The organism is Paenibacillus sonchi, from assembly GCF_016772475.1.
In the GTDB taxonomy this organism is placed as follows: domain Bacteria; phylum Bacillota; class Bacilli; order Paenibacillales; family Paenibacillaceae; genus Paenibacillus_AQ; species Paenibacillus_AQ sonchi.
In genome coordinates this window covers 109155-127725 of sequence record NZ_CP068596.1, presented here as the reverse complement: position 1 = coordinate 127725, position 18571 = coordinate 109155, and the positions used below count along the sequence as shown (strand labels likewise).

Here is an 18571-nt window from a genome sequence, read left to right as displayed (position 1 = left end):
TCCCTTAATGTTGTGTGGTCTATTTGAAATGAAGCAACGAACTCTGATTGTCCCTCATCCGAAATCGCACAAAATCCTCTCTTCTTGTTAAATGAAAATAAATATTCTGATTCAGCAGTGTCCTCATCGTCTGTCCGGGAGCAATACCGTAAGAGTGGCCAGGAAAAACGCGTGTATCAGACGGTACTACCATTCTGATCTTTTGAATGCTCTCGAACATCTGGTCAGCGGAGCCTCCGCTGCAAAAGCACGAGCCGCAGCCTTCACTGAAGAGCGTGTCACCGCTAAACAGATAGTCCGCCACTTGATAACACATGCCTCCAGATGTATGACCAGGCGTAAGCAGGCATTTGATCCTGACATTACCAAAGTGAATTTCGTCCAGATCATGCAGTCCGCGAACATTTCTGCACCGGTACTGATAGTCATCGATTTCTCTCTGTGATATATAGACTTTCGGATTATACAAATCGGTTAACGGCTCAACCAGATTAATGTGGTCAAAATGAGAATGCGTCAACAGAATAGCCCGCAGCTGTACTTGCAATTCCTCCAGCTTGCGGACAATCTTCTCTATTTCCCAGGACGGGTCTACTATAAACGCCATTTTTGACTGCAAATCCTCGACAAGATAGCAATAATTGATAAAATCCGCATAGCTGGTTCTGATTGAATAAACGATGCAGCTCCGGTCCACGGAACCCCTCCCACTGAACGGTAGAATTAAGCTGAAAGCTGATCTTATGCAAACAAAGATGCCGTCACACAACGAATACATGTTGTTGACGGCATCTTCTTCTTCCAGTTGCAGTTCTTCTACTTCTTCAGCTTGGCTCGCAAAGCCTGGCCTGTATAGCTTTGCTGCTCCAGCATCAACTCAGTCGGCGGGCATTGTGCAACGATCTGGCCGCCGCCCTTTCCGCCTTCCGGTCCTAGGTCCACGATCCAATCCGCTGTCTTAATCACATCCAGATCATGTTCGATGACAATGACCGTGTGTCCTTCATCTGCAAGCTTGTGCAGTATATTCAGCAGATGCTGGATGTCATTGAAGTGAAGCCCCGTCGTTGGCTCATCCAGAATATAGATCATTTTTCCCTTCTTGACTTGACTAAGCTCCTTGGCCAGCTTGACTCTTTGCGCTTCACCTCCACTAAGCGTGGTTGCGCTTTGCCCCAGCTTAATATAGTCCAGTCCAACGTCCTGGAACGTTCCAAGAATCCGCTTGATGTCTTTATGCTTGCCGAAAAACTGGGCGGCTTCCTTGACATCCATCTCCAGTACATCTGCTATGCTCTTACCGTCATAGGTCACTTTCAGAATATCCGACTTAAAGCGTTTGCCCTTGCACTCGCTGCACGTAATCCACACATCGGCCAGAAAGTGCATTTCAATTTTGACCTGTCCCTGGCCGTGGCAGACCTCGCACTGCCCTGCCGACGAGTTGAAGCTGAAGCTGTCGTAGGACAGCCCCATCTCACTCGCCTGCTCAGTCTGGGCAAACAGCTTCCTGATCTTGTTGAACAGATCGGTGTAGGTCGCTGGATTAGAGCGTGGCGTGCGGCCAATGGGATCTTGGGAGACATTGATAACCTTGTCTACCTTATCCAAGCCCGAAATTTTCAGGTATGGTCCCGGATCGGTATCGCTCCCGTTCAGTTTTTGTTCCAGCAGCGGTTCCAGGGTCTCGCCAATCAGACTGCTTTTGCCGCTGCCGCTGACTCCAGTCACGCAAGTGAAGGAGCCCAGTGGGATTCTTACGGTTACATCCTTCAGATTGTTATGGGATGCTCCTTCAAGCACAAGCCAATCTTGAACTGGCCTGTTCATTCTAGACGTTGCCGGGGCCTGAACTGACTTGGTTCCATTCAAGTATTGCCCGGTAATGGACCCTGGATTGGCCATCACCTCATCTGGTGAACCGACTGCCATCACTTGTCCGCCCAGCACCCCCGCCTTCGGCCCGATGTCCACCAGATAATCAGCCTCACGCATAATTTCTTCCTCATGCTCAACGACAAGCACGGTATTGCCTTGATCCCGCAGCTTAAGCAGCGTATGCAGAAGCTTCCGGATGTCGCGTGGATGAAGCCCGATAGAAGGCTCATCCAGTACGTAAAGCACGCCTACCATGCCGCTGCTCAGATGGCTGGCCAAACGCACGCGCTGCCCTTCTCCCCGGATAAGGTCGGAGCGGTCCGGTTCAGAGTAAGATAGTGCAAGCCGACGTTCATCATGAAGGAGAGACGGTTGTATATTTCGACAATCAGCTCTTCCCCTATGTCCAGCATGTTTGCTTCAAGAGATTCATATACACCCTTGATCCATTCCAGCGTTTCAGCAATGGAGGATGAGCTTACCTCCGATATGGTCTTCCCTCTGAGCCGGACCGACCTTGCTTCCTTGCACAGCCGGGTTCCGCCACAGCAGGGACATTCCGTAGACTCCATATATGTGCCGTATTTCTTCTTAGAGAATTCCGATTCCGTTTCATAATAGAGACGGGACAACTCCGGCACAAGCCCTTTGATCGACTTCGCTGTTTCCTTGTTTCCCAGCGTAGACTGGAACTTGACTTTCTCCTGGCCTGACCCGTAGAAAATTATCCGATGAAACCATTCCGGGAGATCCTTCCAAGCGGCCTCAATATCCAATCCATAGTGGGCATAGATGACATCCAGCGGACCTGTCGGCCAGGTCGTCTTCTTGCCTTCCCTCAGATTTCCGAACCATTTCAGGGCACCGTCAAGTATGGACAAATTTGGATCATCCACCAGAAGCTCCGGAGAGATGTCCTGCTTCGTTCCGAGACCGTTGCATTCCGGGCACATGCCGATTGGCGTATTGAAGCTGAAATGCTGGGAACTGAGCTCCGGGAAACTTGTTTGACAGCAGGGACAGATTGTCTTCGTTGTGAACAGGTAGGCGGCTCCCTGCGCTTCAGCGGAGATCGTATACTTCCCCGCTTTCAGAAGCTCCTGGATGGAACCGGTCAGCCGCTGGATGAACGCCTCCCGTTCCACAGCAGAAGCAGGCGACTTTTCGGGAACAGTGAATCGTTCGCCGATTAGCTCAATATTCCAATCCTTGACGGTTTGAGACGAATCCAGATCACCGACGGGCAGCCGTTCTCCGTTCACCCGAAGTTCAGTTACGCCTCTCTTCTGCAAATCCTGAACGATATAGCTTATATCTCCGGTAAACTGAACCAGCACAGGCGCAAACAACTGGAACGTATCACGTGAGGACAGGCAGCCGTACAAGGCTGCTGCAATATCCGCAGGTCCTTGCGGGTATATTGCAGTGCCGCACTTCAGACATTCACGGAGCCCAATCCGCGAGTACAGCAGCCGGAGATAACTGGAAACTTCCGTAACGGTCCCTACGGTTGAGCGGGGATTATTGCTTAATGTTTTTTGTTCAATGGCTATAGCAGGACTGAGTCCATGTATGGAATCTACCTTGGGCCGTTCCACTTTATCCATGTATTTGCGCACATAGGGCGACATGCCGACCATAAACCTCCGCTGCGCCTCTGCATAAATCGTATCAAACACCAAGGACGATTTGCCGCTACCACTTAGCCCGGTGAAGACAACCATCCGGTTTTTAGGTATTTTCAGATGAACATCCTTCAAATTATGATGTTTGGCTCCCTCGATCACCAGCTGATCCATGATGACTTCTTCCGTCTCCCATTTGGACGAGTCGAAGCTGCGGATGCGGTCTGGATGGCTGCCGACTACAATCCGGGAAGTATCCTGAGCCTGCCCGCGCCAACCTTCTGCGTTATCCTGTTGATCCAGCTTGGTCCGGACAGGGGAAGAGATGAAGACATCCGTTTCAAAGAGCGATCTCATGGCCTCGAAGCCGTCATTTCCGGCTGATAAAATATCCGCTATCTTCTGCAGATGCTCCAAATCATCTTTTTTCATATCTTTTCTGGCGCGGAACCCCCACCAGTTATCCCAAGGCGATACTTCATATTTATTAAGGGAGACAAAGTTACGAATCAGGTTGCCCCGGATAAAGCCCAGGCCTGTAACCTGCTGATAACCGAAAAGACGGTCGTCCAGCAGGTTTTTACGGCACTTCGTCCAGACATCCTCGGAACGGTAAAACTTCTCCTTGGGAATGTCATCGGGTCCGAAGGAAAGCCCCATGGAGCTGCGAAGCGTATCGTCTAGCGAAGCATCCGCCAATACCCAACGCTCCTCTTCTTCCTTCCAATACTCACATATCCAATGGGCAGGATAAAAGTCGGCGCGGTAGGCGGAGAAGCCGCACAGCACACGCGCTGGTATCCCTTTGTGGCGCAGCATGGAGCAAAGCACAACGTTGATATCCCGTGAAGTCAGCAGTAGCCGGTCTTTCGGTTCCCTGCGAGCAGTCAGCGGTTCGGGCTGGAGCTCATAAAGCTTTCCCAGCAGCCTGGCGACATAACGCAGCTCCAATTCTTCCTTCCGGTTATTCGTCAGCTTCACTCCATAGAGATCTGCATGCTGAAAATCAATGGCCAGGCCTTGAATTAGCCTGCACAGATCATCCGGCTGATCGGGCAGGTCTTTGTAAAGAGCAGACCATTCGCCCGGTTCGGTTATCCCTCCATGCTGTCGATAATACTCTTTCAGCTTCGTATCTGTATGCACGTATCCCATAGTTTCCTCCCGTGGACGTTTTCCCCAAGCCAATTGTTGTGTGCTGGGTTATTATTTGAATGCCAATGCTTCCGTCAAACCGCTGGACTGCTTGAGTTTCTTAAGATACAGATAGCACCATCCAAAGGCGAACACCATCATAACCAGGTTGATAACCGCCATGGCATAGAAAATACCGGTGGCACCTGCATCATACCAATAGAAGAGCATATATGACACAGGGATGGTTAGCAGCCCCATTCGCAGAATATCGAGAATGAGCCCCGGCATTGCTCTTCCAGTTCCTTGGAAGGAGCTGGTTACTACTATAGCTGTCACTACGCCTAGATAGGAAAGCGAAACGATCCGCACCTGTCTTACGGCACCATCCACCACATCGGATACTCCGGTGAACATGGAGAAGATGTGGGTCGCCAGGCCGTTGTAGACCAGAACAAGCAAGCTGCACAGCGCTAGCGACAGCAGCACATTGGTCTTGAAAATGCTGAGTACTCGGGACATATTTCCGCTACCGTAGTTTTGGCCGATCTGGGTCAATGAGGCGCTGCCAAAGCCATAACCTGCCAGCAGGAGAAGCTCATCGATTCTTCCGACAATAGTCCAGGAGTTCATTGCATTTTCGCTGATGGAGCCCATCAAATTATTGATAGATGCGCTTGCAACAGACAGAGAGATCATGCTGAGTGTCTGTGGCAGGCCGATATAGACAATTTTGGTAATTACAGTCCGATCCACATTTCTGGCTCTCCAGGTGACGGGAAGACTCGATTTTTTCCTGTGGAACAGGCTGATAACAAACAAAAGAGCGATGGACATGGCGATTGTAGTGGCCAATGCGGCACCGGCAACGCCCATATCCAGCCCGAATATGAAGATCGGGTCCAGGATAATATTGATTACAGTGGAAAGAAGCATGGCCATTCCGTAATATTTTGACAAGCCTTCTCCTTGCAGCACGCCCAGAAGCGTCTGAAACACCAGCATCAAGCCAAGGCCAGGGAGAATCCAATGCAAGTAGGCCAGCGCATTGTCCAGCGCTTCCTGGCTCATCTCGGAACCGGACAGAAACGGGACGATAGAGCTGGAAAACAGATAGATTGCGGTAACGGAAATCAGCCCCAGTCCAATTGCCAACCATAGGCCTGAACCCGCCGCCCTGTCAGTTATATGTTTGTTCTTCTCACCGATACCTCTCGCTACAATCGAGCTCATACCGGTGAACAGTCCAAGGCTCATGGCAAGGAAGCACATATGTATCGGAAAGATCAGACCTATCCCGGTTATCAGCGCTGTCGATGACTTGTCGATCATCGAAATAAATACGGTATTTGTTATGCCGTGGCAAAGCAGCATTAATTGCCCGATGATAACCGGCACAGCAAGCTTGATAGATGTTGGAACAATCGGGCCTTTTAGTATTTCATCAGACATTCCACCCCCCGCTTTCTCTATGGAAATGTTTGCATCGCTCATAGATTTTCAGCCCCATTCTCCTATTTTTTTGAATTATAAACATATTTTACACCACTAGTATTAAAACAATCAACTTGCATTTCTCAAAAAATAGAAGGGGTCAAGTGTCCATCGGAAGCTACGGATATCAAGACCTGCTTAATAATCTCGCAGCCTTGCAGCAGCAGATCCTGCTCAATCGTTAACGGTGGCATGATCTTTAAAACCGTATCATTACGTCCGACTCGCTCAATAATCAATCCGGCCTGGAAACAGGCGCTGGCTATCCGCTCTGCGATCATCGGATCTGCGCAGCCTCCGAAATCAACTCCCCATATCAGTCCTATTCCGCGTATTTCTACCCCCGGGATCAAATGTTTGATCTCATTCAGCAGGAATTCTTCTATGATGGCCTCCTTTTGCCAGACAGATTGCTCCAGGTTGTCGCTGCTTCTCAGTTCCAATGCAGCCGAGGCCGCAACAAAGGCCATTTGATTCCCACGGAAGGTTCCATTGTGCTCACCCGGATTCCAGATATCCAGCTCCGGCTTCATTAACAGTAAAGACATAGGCAACCCATAACCGCTGATTGATTTGGACAGTACGATCAGATCGGGTTGTACATTGGCGCGTTCAAAGGAAAAAAATGACCCTGCCCTGCCGCAGCCCACCTGAATGTCATCAACGATCAGCAGGACATCGTGCCGCTTGCACAACGTCGCCAGTTGTTCCAGCCACTGCGCAGGAGCAACATAAACCCCCCCTTCCGCCTGCACCGTCTCAACGATAACTGCAGCTGGTTTCTCCACGCCAGAATGGGTATCTGAGAGCAGTGCATTCAGAAAGCCCAGAGAGTCAAAATTTTTCAGATATCCGTCGTAATAAGGAATGAATGTCACATTGTGCAGCGGCATTCCTGCACCTGCGCGGGAAGATCGATTACTCGTCGCCGCCAGGCTTCCAAGGGACATTCCGTGAAAACCTCCCATGAACGATATGATACCTGCGCGCTTTTTGACCTTACGGGCTATTTTCATGGCTGCTTCCACTGCGTTGGTGCCTGTCGGCCCGCAGAACTGCAGCTTGTATTCCATCCCTCTCGGCCTTAATATGTATTCCTGGAAATCCGCCATAAACTGCTGCTTGGCCTCTGTATACATATCCAGACCGTGAATAATGCTGTCCTCCTGCAGATAAGCAATCAGACGCTCCTTGATATAAGGGTGATTGTGCCCGTAATTGAGGGCACCAGCTCCGGCAAAAAAATCAATATACGGCCTGCCGTCGGTAGAGTAGAGAATAGAGCCTTTGGCTTTGCCAAATGTAATCGGGAATGACCGGCAATACGATTTCACATTGGATTCGAGCTCTTCATGAATCACTATAAACGCTCCCTTTGCCATAATTAAAAAAGTAATAATCACCATTTATTGGTGATTATTACTTTTTTATTTCTTCTATTTTTTCTTCAAATAGCCAGATTGTATGAAATACTCTACATATTTACTGATATGATTCTTGTTGATCGGTTCAAATTTGATGTCCGTATCTCTAAGAGCAACCGTAAGATTTTTCAGATCATAGACTTGCATTGCCCGCGGGTCCTGATTTTCAGCGGCCTTCCATACTTCTTCCGGGATATCTTCGGAGACGCTTGCCTTAGCTTGGAGTTCTTCCATCTGTCTCCTCCATGCGTGAAAAGGCAACTCTTTAACCGGGAACCCGGCCTCGGTCAACCATTCCGCCAAGTCCCGCAGCTCGAAGGAATACGGAGAAGCGAGATTAAAATTGCGGTTCAGACATTTTGGGAGGCTGGATAACCGAACGATCGCTTGACTCGCCGTTTCCACTGGCAGCCAATTGAATTTGAACCGACCTTTCGGGATTAATCCCGTGTCCGCAATGCTCTGCAAAGTTTTAGCTGCAAAATCATTGTTGTTCCAGATACCTGTTTCGCTATGTCCCGATATGACATCAGGTCTGTATATTGTAATAAGCATCCCCTGCTCCCTGGCCCGCTGCACCAGTTTTTCCGCCACCCACTTGCTCTGAGTGTACCCTAGCGCCCGGTCTAGCTTCTTGTTGTAAACCAGCTCCGTATTGTCGCCAATCACGATTTCACGTTGAAAAATTCCGGATCTTACTTCGGTATTCTCAAAGACGGATGTGGTGGAAATATAATGCATTGGCTTGATTCTGGTTCGGGAGGCCAGCTTCAGCACCTCAGCTGTACCGTTCACGTTGGCCTTCTTCAGAACCTCGTAGGGATACGCAAAATTAACATACGCTCCATTATGGAAGATAATATCCATATTGCGCGCCAGTTCGTCATATTGAGCACAGTCAAGCCCCAGCAGCGGCTTCTCCAAATCTCCCACTACCGGAATTACTCTGTCCAGCAGCTTCTCCCGCCAGAGCAGATACTTGCGGAGCGTATGCTCCAGCTTGTCGCGGGCTTCATCCTCGTTTCTCGCACGGATCAGGCAATGGACTACCGCCGTCTCATACAGATCAAGAAGGTTTACCAGCAGGTATATCCCCAGATGTCCCGTCGCACCGGTCAGGAAAATGTTCCGCGGTCTGTACCACTCCGGATAAGCTGCTTCTGTGTGCTTGGCGTCCTCCTCCAGGCTCCCGGTCCACGACTCTTCCTCTTTCCATACGTCTTTCTCCACCCTGTCAAACCTCCGGGCCATATACCGGATGGTCGGATTCTCTAAAAATTCCATCAGAGAAATATCCGACTGCAACTCACGCTTCAGCTCGTCAAGCAGCTTGATGGCTAGGAACGAATGGCCACCCACCTGAAAAAAGTCGTTCGTGACGCCGAGGTTCTCTAGTTGGAGGACTCGCTTCCAGATTGCGGTCATCCGCCGCTCCATTTCGGTTGCTGGCTGTACGATATCGCGCATGGATACTTTCGACGCCGAGTCCGGCGCAGGCAGAGCCTTGCGGTCGATCTTGCGGTTGCTTGTCAAAGGGAAGGCGTCAAGCCGGATAAATATAGTCGGTACCATGTATTCCGGAAGCTTGCTCCGGACATAATTCTGCAATTCGTCGAGTGACAGGTTGCCTGGCACAGCCTCCGTATAATAGCCGATCAGTATACTCTCGCCTGTTTGATCCTGCTTGGCAAGCACTACCGCTTCCCCTACGGAAGGATGGCGCACAAGCACCTCCTCAATTTCGCCTACTTCGATCCGCAGCCCGCGAACCTTCACCTGGTAGTCCGCTCTCCCCAAAAACTCAATGCTGCCATCCGGCAAGTATCGCGCCATATCGCCTGAACGGTACATCCGCTCATTTCCGCCCTGTCTGAACGGGTTCACGACGAACTTCTCGGCGGTCAGAGCGGGCCGGTTCATGTAACCTGTCGCAACTCCTTTGCCTCCTATACAGAGTTCACCCACTACGCCGATAGGAACCAGCTTCAACTCCGGGTCTACAATATAGATGTCGGTATTCGGAAAGGGCCTGCCGATGGGGACAAAGCCCTGAATGTCAGGGTCCAGGTCAGCACAGTCTATATACGTGCTGTCGATGGTAACTTCTGTCACACCATATGCATTGATAAACCTTGTTTCCTTACCGAAATAACGGCGGAACTCGTTTAAATCCTTCATATTCCAGCTGTCTGAGCTTATGATGACAGTGTTCATGGTATTCATCATTATGTCTTTTTCCTTCATATATTGAACCAGATGCCGCATAACCGCCGGTACAAATTCTGCAATATGAATGTTCTCTTCAACGATCAGACGGTGCAGCCGCTCAGGATCAATGACGTATTCCCGAGGAGAGAGCACCAGTCGCCCGCCAGAACAAAGAGCCCGCATCAGATCACCAATAAAGACGTCAAACGTAAAGGCCGCCATCTGCAAGTGGGTCCTGTTGTTCCGTTCGAGCAAATAAACATCCCGGTACCCACAGAAAATGTTTACAGCACTGCCATGAGTAATCCCGACGCCCTTGGGCGTTCCCGTTGAACCAGACGTATAGATTACATAGGCCAGACTTTCGGGCTGAGGCGGATCATCCGGATTGGCATCGTCGAAGCGATACAACCGGTCCTGAATTTTATCCAGACAGATGACCGTGGTCTGCTTTGGATCGAAGTTCGGCTCCATGTCCGAGGTGGTTATAATAATCACGGCATTGGAGTCACCAGCGATAAATTCGATCCGATCTCTCGGATAGGCAGGGTCAATCGGCACATATGCGCAACCTGCTTTGAATACAGCAAGCACGGACACGACCGTCTCAATGGATTTCTCCAAACAGATTCCCACTACACCCCCCGCCTGCGGGTAGATGGAGCGCAGGAAGTACGCCAACCGGTTAGCCCGTGCATTCAGCTCCCCGTATCGGATTGAAAGAGACTGGTCTCCGGTTCCTCCGGCCGTAACGGCAATCTCGTTTTTATGTTGCTCCGCTTGCTGCTCAAACAGTTGGTTTATAGACTGTTTCGAGAGATAGGTTCTGCCCTCGTTATTCCATGTCTCAAGAAGAAGTCTCTTCTCCTCCTGTCCGAGGAAATCGTAAGACAGCAGCTTTCTCTCCGGATCGGCAATAATTTCTCGAAGCAGATTAACCAGATGCGCCTGAAACCGTTCCATCGTGCTCTCATACCACAAATCCTTGTTATAGGCCAATCTGCCCTTCATTCCGTCCGTTCCCTCCATCAATTCCAGCTCCAGATCAAACTGCCCTTCTTGCTGGGGGATTTCATAGAGTTCGACGGCCCCGTCACCGCCGTTCATCTTCGCGGACATATTTTGGCTCAGGAGCTGGAAGGTAACCTGGAATACGGGAGACCGGCTGAAATCCCGGACCGGCTTAAGCTGCTTGACCATCAGCGAGAACGGATAATTCTGATTGTCCAGAGCCGAATACATCGTCTGGCTTATCCGCTCAAGTGCTTCCCTGAAGGTCGGTTTGCCTGACAAGTCAGCCCGAATAACAAGCGGATTAATGAAATAACCCGAGGCATCCTGAAAACGAAGCGGCCCCCTGGCTGAAGCGGTCGTACCGACAATCACATCCTCTTGCCCCGAATAACGGTGGAGCAGTACCTGGAAGGCGGCAAGCACCACCGTATATAACGTTTTCTTTTCTTTTCGCGAAAATTTCACAAGCTCATCCGTCAACGTTTTGTCGATGCTAAAGTTCAGGGTTGCCCCACTGGAGGTTTGGATGGGCGGGCGCGGCTTATCTGTCGGTAGATCAAGCACAGGAAGCTCGCCGCCTAACTGCGATTCCCAGTACTTCCACATCCTCGTCCCCTCTTCGCCGTCCAATTGCATTCTCTGCCAGGCAATATAATCAAAATAACGCATATCCGGCGCTGTGACAGGTATAGTACTCGGATCATTCATCAGCTTTCCGTAGAACGTCCATAAATCCTGAACCATCAAGCCTGTGGAAGTGAAATCCGTGATGATATGATGAATGTTAAACAGTAGCACATGATCGTTATCCGATATACGGAACAGAACCACCCGGAAGCCCGGCTGCTCAGTCAAACGGAACGGGACACGGTATTCCTTGATATTTTCCGCAGTTAGCCGCGCTTCATCCCATCCAGATGCATCGATCAGCTCGATGGGAGGATCGTAATGGTCGTGTACGATCTGCGTCTCTTCCCCTTCGATGATAGCGAAGGTAGTCCGGAGCAGCGGATGCTTGAAGACAAGGAACTCCAGCGCACGCTTGAACAATTCAAGGCGCAGCGGAATCCGGATTCTCACATGGTAAGCCGTATTGTACGCAGCACTCTCCGGATATGAGCAATGAACAAAGAACAATGATTGCTGCCCCAGAGACAAAGGAAAATGTAGATTCCCCTGCTGGACAGGCAATCCCGGACGTTCTTCCGCCTGGACAGCCGTCTCCGCTTCTATCTCCCACACCGCCCCCTCTTTCAGCAGATTCGGCGCTGCCCCGTTCTCTTCAAGGACATATCCTGGGTCCCTCTCCTCTTCGAAATCCACAGAACCACACATGAAACTGTGAATATAAATGTCCCCATCACCGATTGCAAAGTCGCGGGCAATCTTATCGAAGTCCATTCCGCCGATTGGCACCGTTCCGATTCCGCATTCCGCCTGCCTATCCATCAATACTTGTCCGATCATCCCGGATTCCAATTGTGCATAAACCGTGCATCCCCCTCCAAGGAGAATGCGGCTCTCTGATAAATCGCTGACCAGGAAGATGAAGAATTTGGCTTCGACACTGATTTTGATATTGAAGGGGGTGTGACAGGCTCGAATCGGCTCGGACAATCCGGCGCTGACCATTGTCAAAGCATTCTTATCCCGATGGTATGCGTATACGCCTTCCTGAAGATCCTCTACACCGTTCTCTTTGGCATAGATATAAATCTTCAGACCGGAAACACCTCCGGGAGGAGTATATAACCCCTTTTCCAGCGAATCGATCTCTTCTTTACCCAGAGTGGATAGCCATTTGCTGAATTGGCAGAAAGAAACAGGTGCGTTCTTATAATGCCGCCTGCTGGCACGAAGGGTGTAATAGGATGGGTCCCATTGGTACGGAGCCAGCGCGATTCGCTCATCGGCTTCATTGAATTTGCGGATATGGGGCTGTTCCCGCGTAAGCTGCACCAGCTCTTTACGGCTCAAAATATTAAACTTCCGCTCCCTCTGGATGCGGAGAATATCCTCCGCCGTCTCGTATACGGGACGCGCTCTAAAATGTCCGGCAATATCAAAGCGGCGATCCCTCAATGTCTGCACAAATGCCGCTTCATCAAACAGCTTTGTATCGGCCGCCCGGTAATCGAAATACCCTCCCATAAGGGAGAAAATGTACCGGTGGCCGCCGTCCAGCCGAAAGCTCCCGGCAATACTCTCAAAATCAAGTCCGATGGCCGGATACAACCCGATATTGAATTCATGCTGTCTGTTCATCATCAGTTGTGCCATATAACCGGTATCCAGCTTAGCCAGACTCTCGCTGTAATCCACATACACCGGCCTTAGTGCATTCAACTGGGCAATGAAGAAGATACTGAAGGCGGATTGCTCAAACACAGGCCGGTTCAGCTCCATATGGACGGAGGAATCCATCTTGAACGGTTTGCAGATCAAATACAATTCATGCGTCAGCGGGTGGTAATAATACAAGCCACCTTCCAGGCCTTCTACGCCGCCATCCTTGATATAAACATATGTCTGAACGCCATTGCGTCCGCCGGACGATGGATAGAGGAATCTGCTATCGCCTTTCACCTTCTCCATCTTTAACAGCGCAAGGAAGGCGGAGAAGACATCAAATGATATTTGCTTCTGTTCAAAGAGGTGTTTGCTTGAGGCGAAGCGGTAAAACATCTTTTTGAACGGCGAAGCCTGCAGCTGTACAGTCTGTGCCGGTTTCTCTTCTACGGCAGATGCTGAAACCGCAATTAGTCTACCGGCATCCTCTGGTAACCTAAACGAAGATCCGGAAGGATCCGCCATCGTCTCGTCCGCAATAAACTGGGCCACATCCTCAATTGTAGGGGAGCGGAAGAACAGGTCCATCGGTATTGTAACCTTGTACTTCTCCTCCACCATCCGGCTTACTGTCATGATGGTAAGCGAGGTCGTGCCTATATCGAACAGATCGTCAGAAACCTGTATGTTCTCTTCCGTTTCCAGCGCTTCCCGGAACATGCCGAGGAGTTGCTCCGTAATGCTGGTTCGGGCTGCAGGAGCATCTTGCTTAATTTCAATATCGGGCGGATTTCCCTCTGTACTGGTTGTGGCTGCTGCGGCCGGTCCGGGCTCCTGCATGAGCGGAGAGCCGCCTGCCGTATTGCCGTGTATATAAGCCGCAATATCCTGAATGGCTGGGTTGGAGAAATAGATTTCAATCGGAACCGTGACTTCATATCTTTCTGCAATCAGCTGATTGGCCGTCATGAGAGTCAGCGAGGTTGCCCCCAGATCGAAAATATCATCGGTTGCCGTCACCTCATCTTCTGTGTCCAGTGCTTCACGGAATATATCCATCAGGCCGCGGAGAAGTCCCTGATAGCCGCCGTCCGTCCGGAATGGCTTCTCCGCCTCCCCAGTCGGAATCGGCCATGGCAGCGCATCCCGGTTCAGCTTACCGTTCTCAGTTAGTGGGAGCTCAGTGATACGAGCAATGACATTCGGCACCATGTAATCCGGCAGGGTTCCCCTTACGTATTGACGGACTTCCTTGGCCGTCGGCGCTTCCCGATCGGCACATATAAGGTAAGCGACAATCTTCGGATCGTCGGTGTCCTTGTCTTGCACAGCCACAACCGCCTGCCGGATCTCGCCCATCTTAAGCAGCGCTGTTTCTATCTCACCCAGCTCTATCCGGAAGCCGCGCACCTTCACTTGCAGATCCATACGTCCGAGATATTCCACATCACCGCCGGGCAGGCGCAACGCGGCATCCCCTGTCTTATACAATCGGCTGCCCGGCTCGGTGGAGAACGGATTCGGAATGAACCGCTCTTCCGTCAGACTGGGACGGTTCAAGTAGCCTCTTGCCAGTCCTTTGCCGCCTACATAGAGTTCTCCGGAAGTCCCTGTCGGCACCTGGCGCAGTTGGTCATCCAATATATACAGTTGTAAGTCAGGGATAGGAGTACCGATGACACTGGTCTTAGAAGAAAGATCCTCTCTGGTTATCTGCCGGTAGGTGACATGTACCGTGGTCTCCGTAATACCGTACATATTAATCAGTCTCGGTTTCTGGTCGCCATGCCGCTGAAACCAAGGAGCCAGGCTCTGCGGGTTAAGCGCCTCACCTCCAAAGATGACATACCGGAGCGACAAGGCTCCCGGATGTTCCAGCCTGTCTTCAGTCAGCATAAACTGCTTGAAGGCGGTCGGCGTCTGATTAAGTACGGTTACCCCCTCTGCAGCAACCAGCCGGTAGAACTGGTCAAAGGAACGGCTGACGGCGTAGGGAACAATCACCAGACGTCCGCCGTGAAGCAGCGCTCCCCACATTTCCCACACCGAAAAGTCAAACGCATACGAGTGAAACATCGTCCAGACATCCGTCTCCCTGAAGCTGAACCACGCCTCTGTCGAAGAGAACAGACGGACTACGTTGGAGTGGGGGATCAGAGCTCCTTTCGGCTTACCGGTTGAGCCGGATGTATAGATGACATAAGACACGTTGTCACCGTTCACACCGCTTTCCGGATTGCGGTCATCCTCTTCGGCAAGCTCCTGTTCAAGGAGGTCCAGACAGATGAACTGGGCCTGGGCTAGTTCAGGCAGCTCAGGCATGTGCCTGGTCCGGGTAATAATCATCGGCAGGCTAGCATCCTCGATGATTAGGGACAACCGATCCTTGGGACTGTGAGGGTCCAATGGAATATAGGCTCCCCCGCTTTTAAGGATGGCAAGAATGGCAATCAGCAGCTCGAAAGAACGCTCCATACACAATCCGACCATGACCTCGGGTCCCGCACCCTGCCGGCGCAAATAATGAGCCAGCCGATTTGCCCGCTTGTTCAGCTCCCCGTATGTTATCTGCGACCCCTTGAATGTAAGGGCCACGGCATGGGGATTTCTCTCCACCTGATTCTCGAACAGCGAGTGGATGCATCCGACAGGCCCAGATAGCAGGTTAGGCTGATCAGGAACGCACAGATCGGGATCATGGGCCAGGTCGGTCAGCAATCCGTGATACCTCTCGAACATGGCCTCCGCTATTTCCGGCGGCAATACGGATGCATCGTAATCCCACTGGATCCAGAGAGAATCTTCACGCTCAAGGCTCATATTGTCCAAATAAACACCGGGGGTCGCAGATTGTCCGAATCCGACCGAAACTTCCGGCGGCATCGGCAAGGCACCGCCTGCTATGCTGTTTGTAAACACTACCGGGAAGCTGAGCGGCGCATCGGTTGAAGCGAGCATCAGCTTCTTGCGAAGCTCACCCAAGCCGCTGACGGCACTGCGGGCCAAATCATTGCGTATGCTCGCTTGCAAGGTGCGGACCCTCTGGGCAAAAGACAGACCGGAAGGGCGGATCACAACCCAACTGAGGGATGTGAAATCACCGACGACTCGCTGAATATCAGGATGGACCGCCGGGCGGCTCCAATCGACGAACACGATGGTGAAGGGCCCTTGCTTGCTCCGTTCCTCCAGCACTTGAGCGTAAGCAGCGAACAACAGAATTCCGGGTTCGATGGATAACTCTTCGGCCTTTCGTTTGAACGCCCTCCAATTGTGAATTCTCCCCTCCAGCCGGCGGTGCCCTCTTTCCGTTCCTCCGCCCTCAGTAGAGGGAAGCAGGGGACCTGAAGGCAGATCCGTCATTTTCTCCTTCCAGTATGCAGCCATCGCCTTGCCTTCGTCCGATTTGCGGAAGCGATCCAAAGCCTCAAGATAATCACGATAGTTAACCCCGGCTTCCTCCAGGGAAGCATCGGGAGTCACATATATCTTGAATAGGTCATGATACAGCATGGCAATGCTGTTCCCATCCGCAATCAATGCGTCAATGGTCAAATGAATCCGCGCCTTGTTCCCTTTCCACAGCGAAACGGACAGATCGAATAAAGGCCACTTGTTTAAAGGAAGCTCTATTTGTTGCTTGTCCTGTCGTATCCTTTCCGCTGCCCGATGATCTTCTTCATAATCCGATTGCTTATGAGAGTATACGGAAATCACATACTCAGGAACCGATTCCAATACCTGTTGGGTGCCGTTCTCGTTAATGACAGCCCGCAGCATATCATGGGCTCCCACTACACGGTTCCAGGCATGCTGGAGGCGAGTAACGTCAAGCCCCTCCAGTTCAAACTCCTGATACATCCGGCAGGCTGCCTTATAATTCAGGCGTCCGAACAATTGCGCTTGCTGCATATCGGACAACCGGAATCTATCATATCTTCCCGCCGGAGATGCAATAGCGGCAAGCGGTAGCGGTCCCCGAAGCTTGTCCTTCAAGGAGATCTTATCCCAGTCATTCAGGTTCGCAAGCTGCTTGATAATGTTCACGTATTCGGCGAACATGCCGGCTAAAGTCCCGGGTTGAAAATATTGCTCCACAGCATCCCACATTACGGTCAACTGACCATCCTGCTCGTATACCTGGTGGTCCAGACAAACCTGCGGCGTCTGGGAGATCGAGTACACTGTCTTGGCCAGCCAGCTGTCCTCCGCCGCCCTCCCCGCATTATTCAGCATACTGGTGAACACAATCGGAATGGACAGCGCGGGGGATTGCTTGCTGCGCACCCGCAGCTCCCTCAAGGCCCGGATTCCGCTCACGCTGCTATAGTCCAGATCCTCCCAGAGTTTTTGCTGATAGCTTTTTGCTTTGGCTTTGAGAGATAGCTGGCGGACATGTTTAATCGTGAAAATGTTGGTTGATACAAACGGTCCAACAACCTGGTCAATCTGCGGGTGAACGGGAGGCCGGTTAAAGTATGTAAGAATGATTGAAAAAGCGTCGTCCTCGCTCCAATACGACAGCAGCTCGCTGAAACACAGGATGAGCAGGGCTGTTTGCGAAATTCCCATGTCCCGGGACATATTTTTGAGCCGTGTCCAATCCTCCTTGCCGAATACATGCTGATAACGTTTGCGCTCATAGTAAGGCTGCCCTGATGGCTTCGCAGGATTCAAGTTATACGGAAGGGATGGACCGTTCGGCACCTCCGCATACTTCTCCATCCAGTAGGCAAGATCTCGCTTGTATCGGGGAGATCCCTCCTGATTGTGCTGATATAACATATATTCACGAAAGGTGAACTCTAGTGGCGGAAGCTTGCAGGAAGGGTTGCGGTACAACTGGTACCACTGCTTGAACAGTGTCGCCATGCTGAAGCCGTCCACTAGCCATTCATCAATGCTAAAGTGAATGATGTGCCGGCCCTGGTTCAGCCTGGACACGCATATTTCAAACAAGGGCCATTCATCCGTCTCGTACAGCTTGTGGGACATGCGCAGCCTCATATCCCCGATATGGCGGTCCATCTCTTCCTGACCACTGCCGGTTAAGTCAAATACCTGAGGCACATATTCGGGCACCTGCTCCAGAAGCCGCTGGGACCGGTTGGCCAAAACGACTGTCTGCAGCATCTCATGGTACGCAATCAGCTGGTTCCAGGCAGATGTCAATTTGGAGACATCCAGATCATATTCCTCCAACTCGAAATAGATATGGCAGCCCACACGATCGGTCGCTCCCCCGAAAAACTTGCCCACCGAAAATGATTCCTGCATATCCGACAATGGAAACGGACTGTACCGCTCACGGTCCGATCCCGCATTTCCAGCCTGAACCGACGTGCCGGAATCAGCATAAAGCTCTTTATCCTGAACAAGCTGCTGCATACGCTGTAGAACTTCCCTTTTCTCCTTGTCGGATAATTGGATAAACTGATTGTGATTTAGCATGGTTTCTCTCCTTCCAGAGTGAAAGGCTCACTGCAAGACATGTATGCAAGGACG

Annotated in this window: 4 protein-coding genes and 1 pseudogene; all 5 read right to left on the bottom strand. The window is 51.1% G+C overall.

The window, feature by feature from the left end; translation table 11 throughout:
• Nucleotides 1-19: 19 nt before the first annotated feature.
• On the bottom strand, nucleotides 20-697 hold the full coding sequence (locus JI735_RS34050) for an MBL fold metallo-hydrolase (RefSeq protein ID WP_039835554.1): 678 nt from the start codon (nucleotides 695-697) through the stop codon (nucleotides 20-22).
• A gap of 119 nt (nucleotides 698-816) precedes the next feature.
• Nucleotides 817-3677, bottom strand: a pseudogene (gene uvrA, locus JI735_RS34045) (excinuclease ABC subunit UvrA).
• 1032 nt (nucleotides 3678-4709) lie between these two features.
• Entirely contained in the window at nucleotides 4710-6089 is a 1380-nt protein-coding gene (locus JI735_RS34040; RefSeq protein ID WP_233476571.1) for an MATE family efflux transporter, read from the bottom strand.
• A gap of 125 nt (nucleotides 6090-6214) precedes the next feature.
• On the bottom strand, nucleotides 6215-7513 hold the full coding sequence (ectB, locus tag JI735_RS34035) for a diaminobutyrate--2-oxoglutarate transaminase (protein WP_411830158.1): 1299 nt from the start codon (nucleotides 7511-7513) through the stop codon (nucleotides 6215-6217).
• Between the two features lie 54 nt (nucleotides 7514-7567).
• Nucleotides 7568-18517 carry a non-ribosomal peptide synthetase gene (locus JI735_RS34030; protein ID WP_039835552.1) on the bottom strand — a complete coding sequence of 3650 codons (10950 nt, stop codon included), beginning with the start codon at nucleotides 18515-18517 and terminating at the stop codon, nucleotides 7568-7570.
• Nucleotides 18518-18571: the final 54 nt, after the last annotated feature.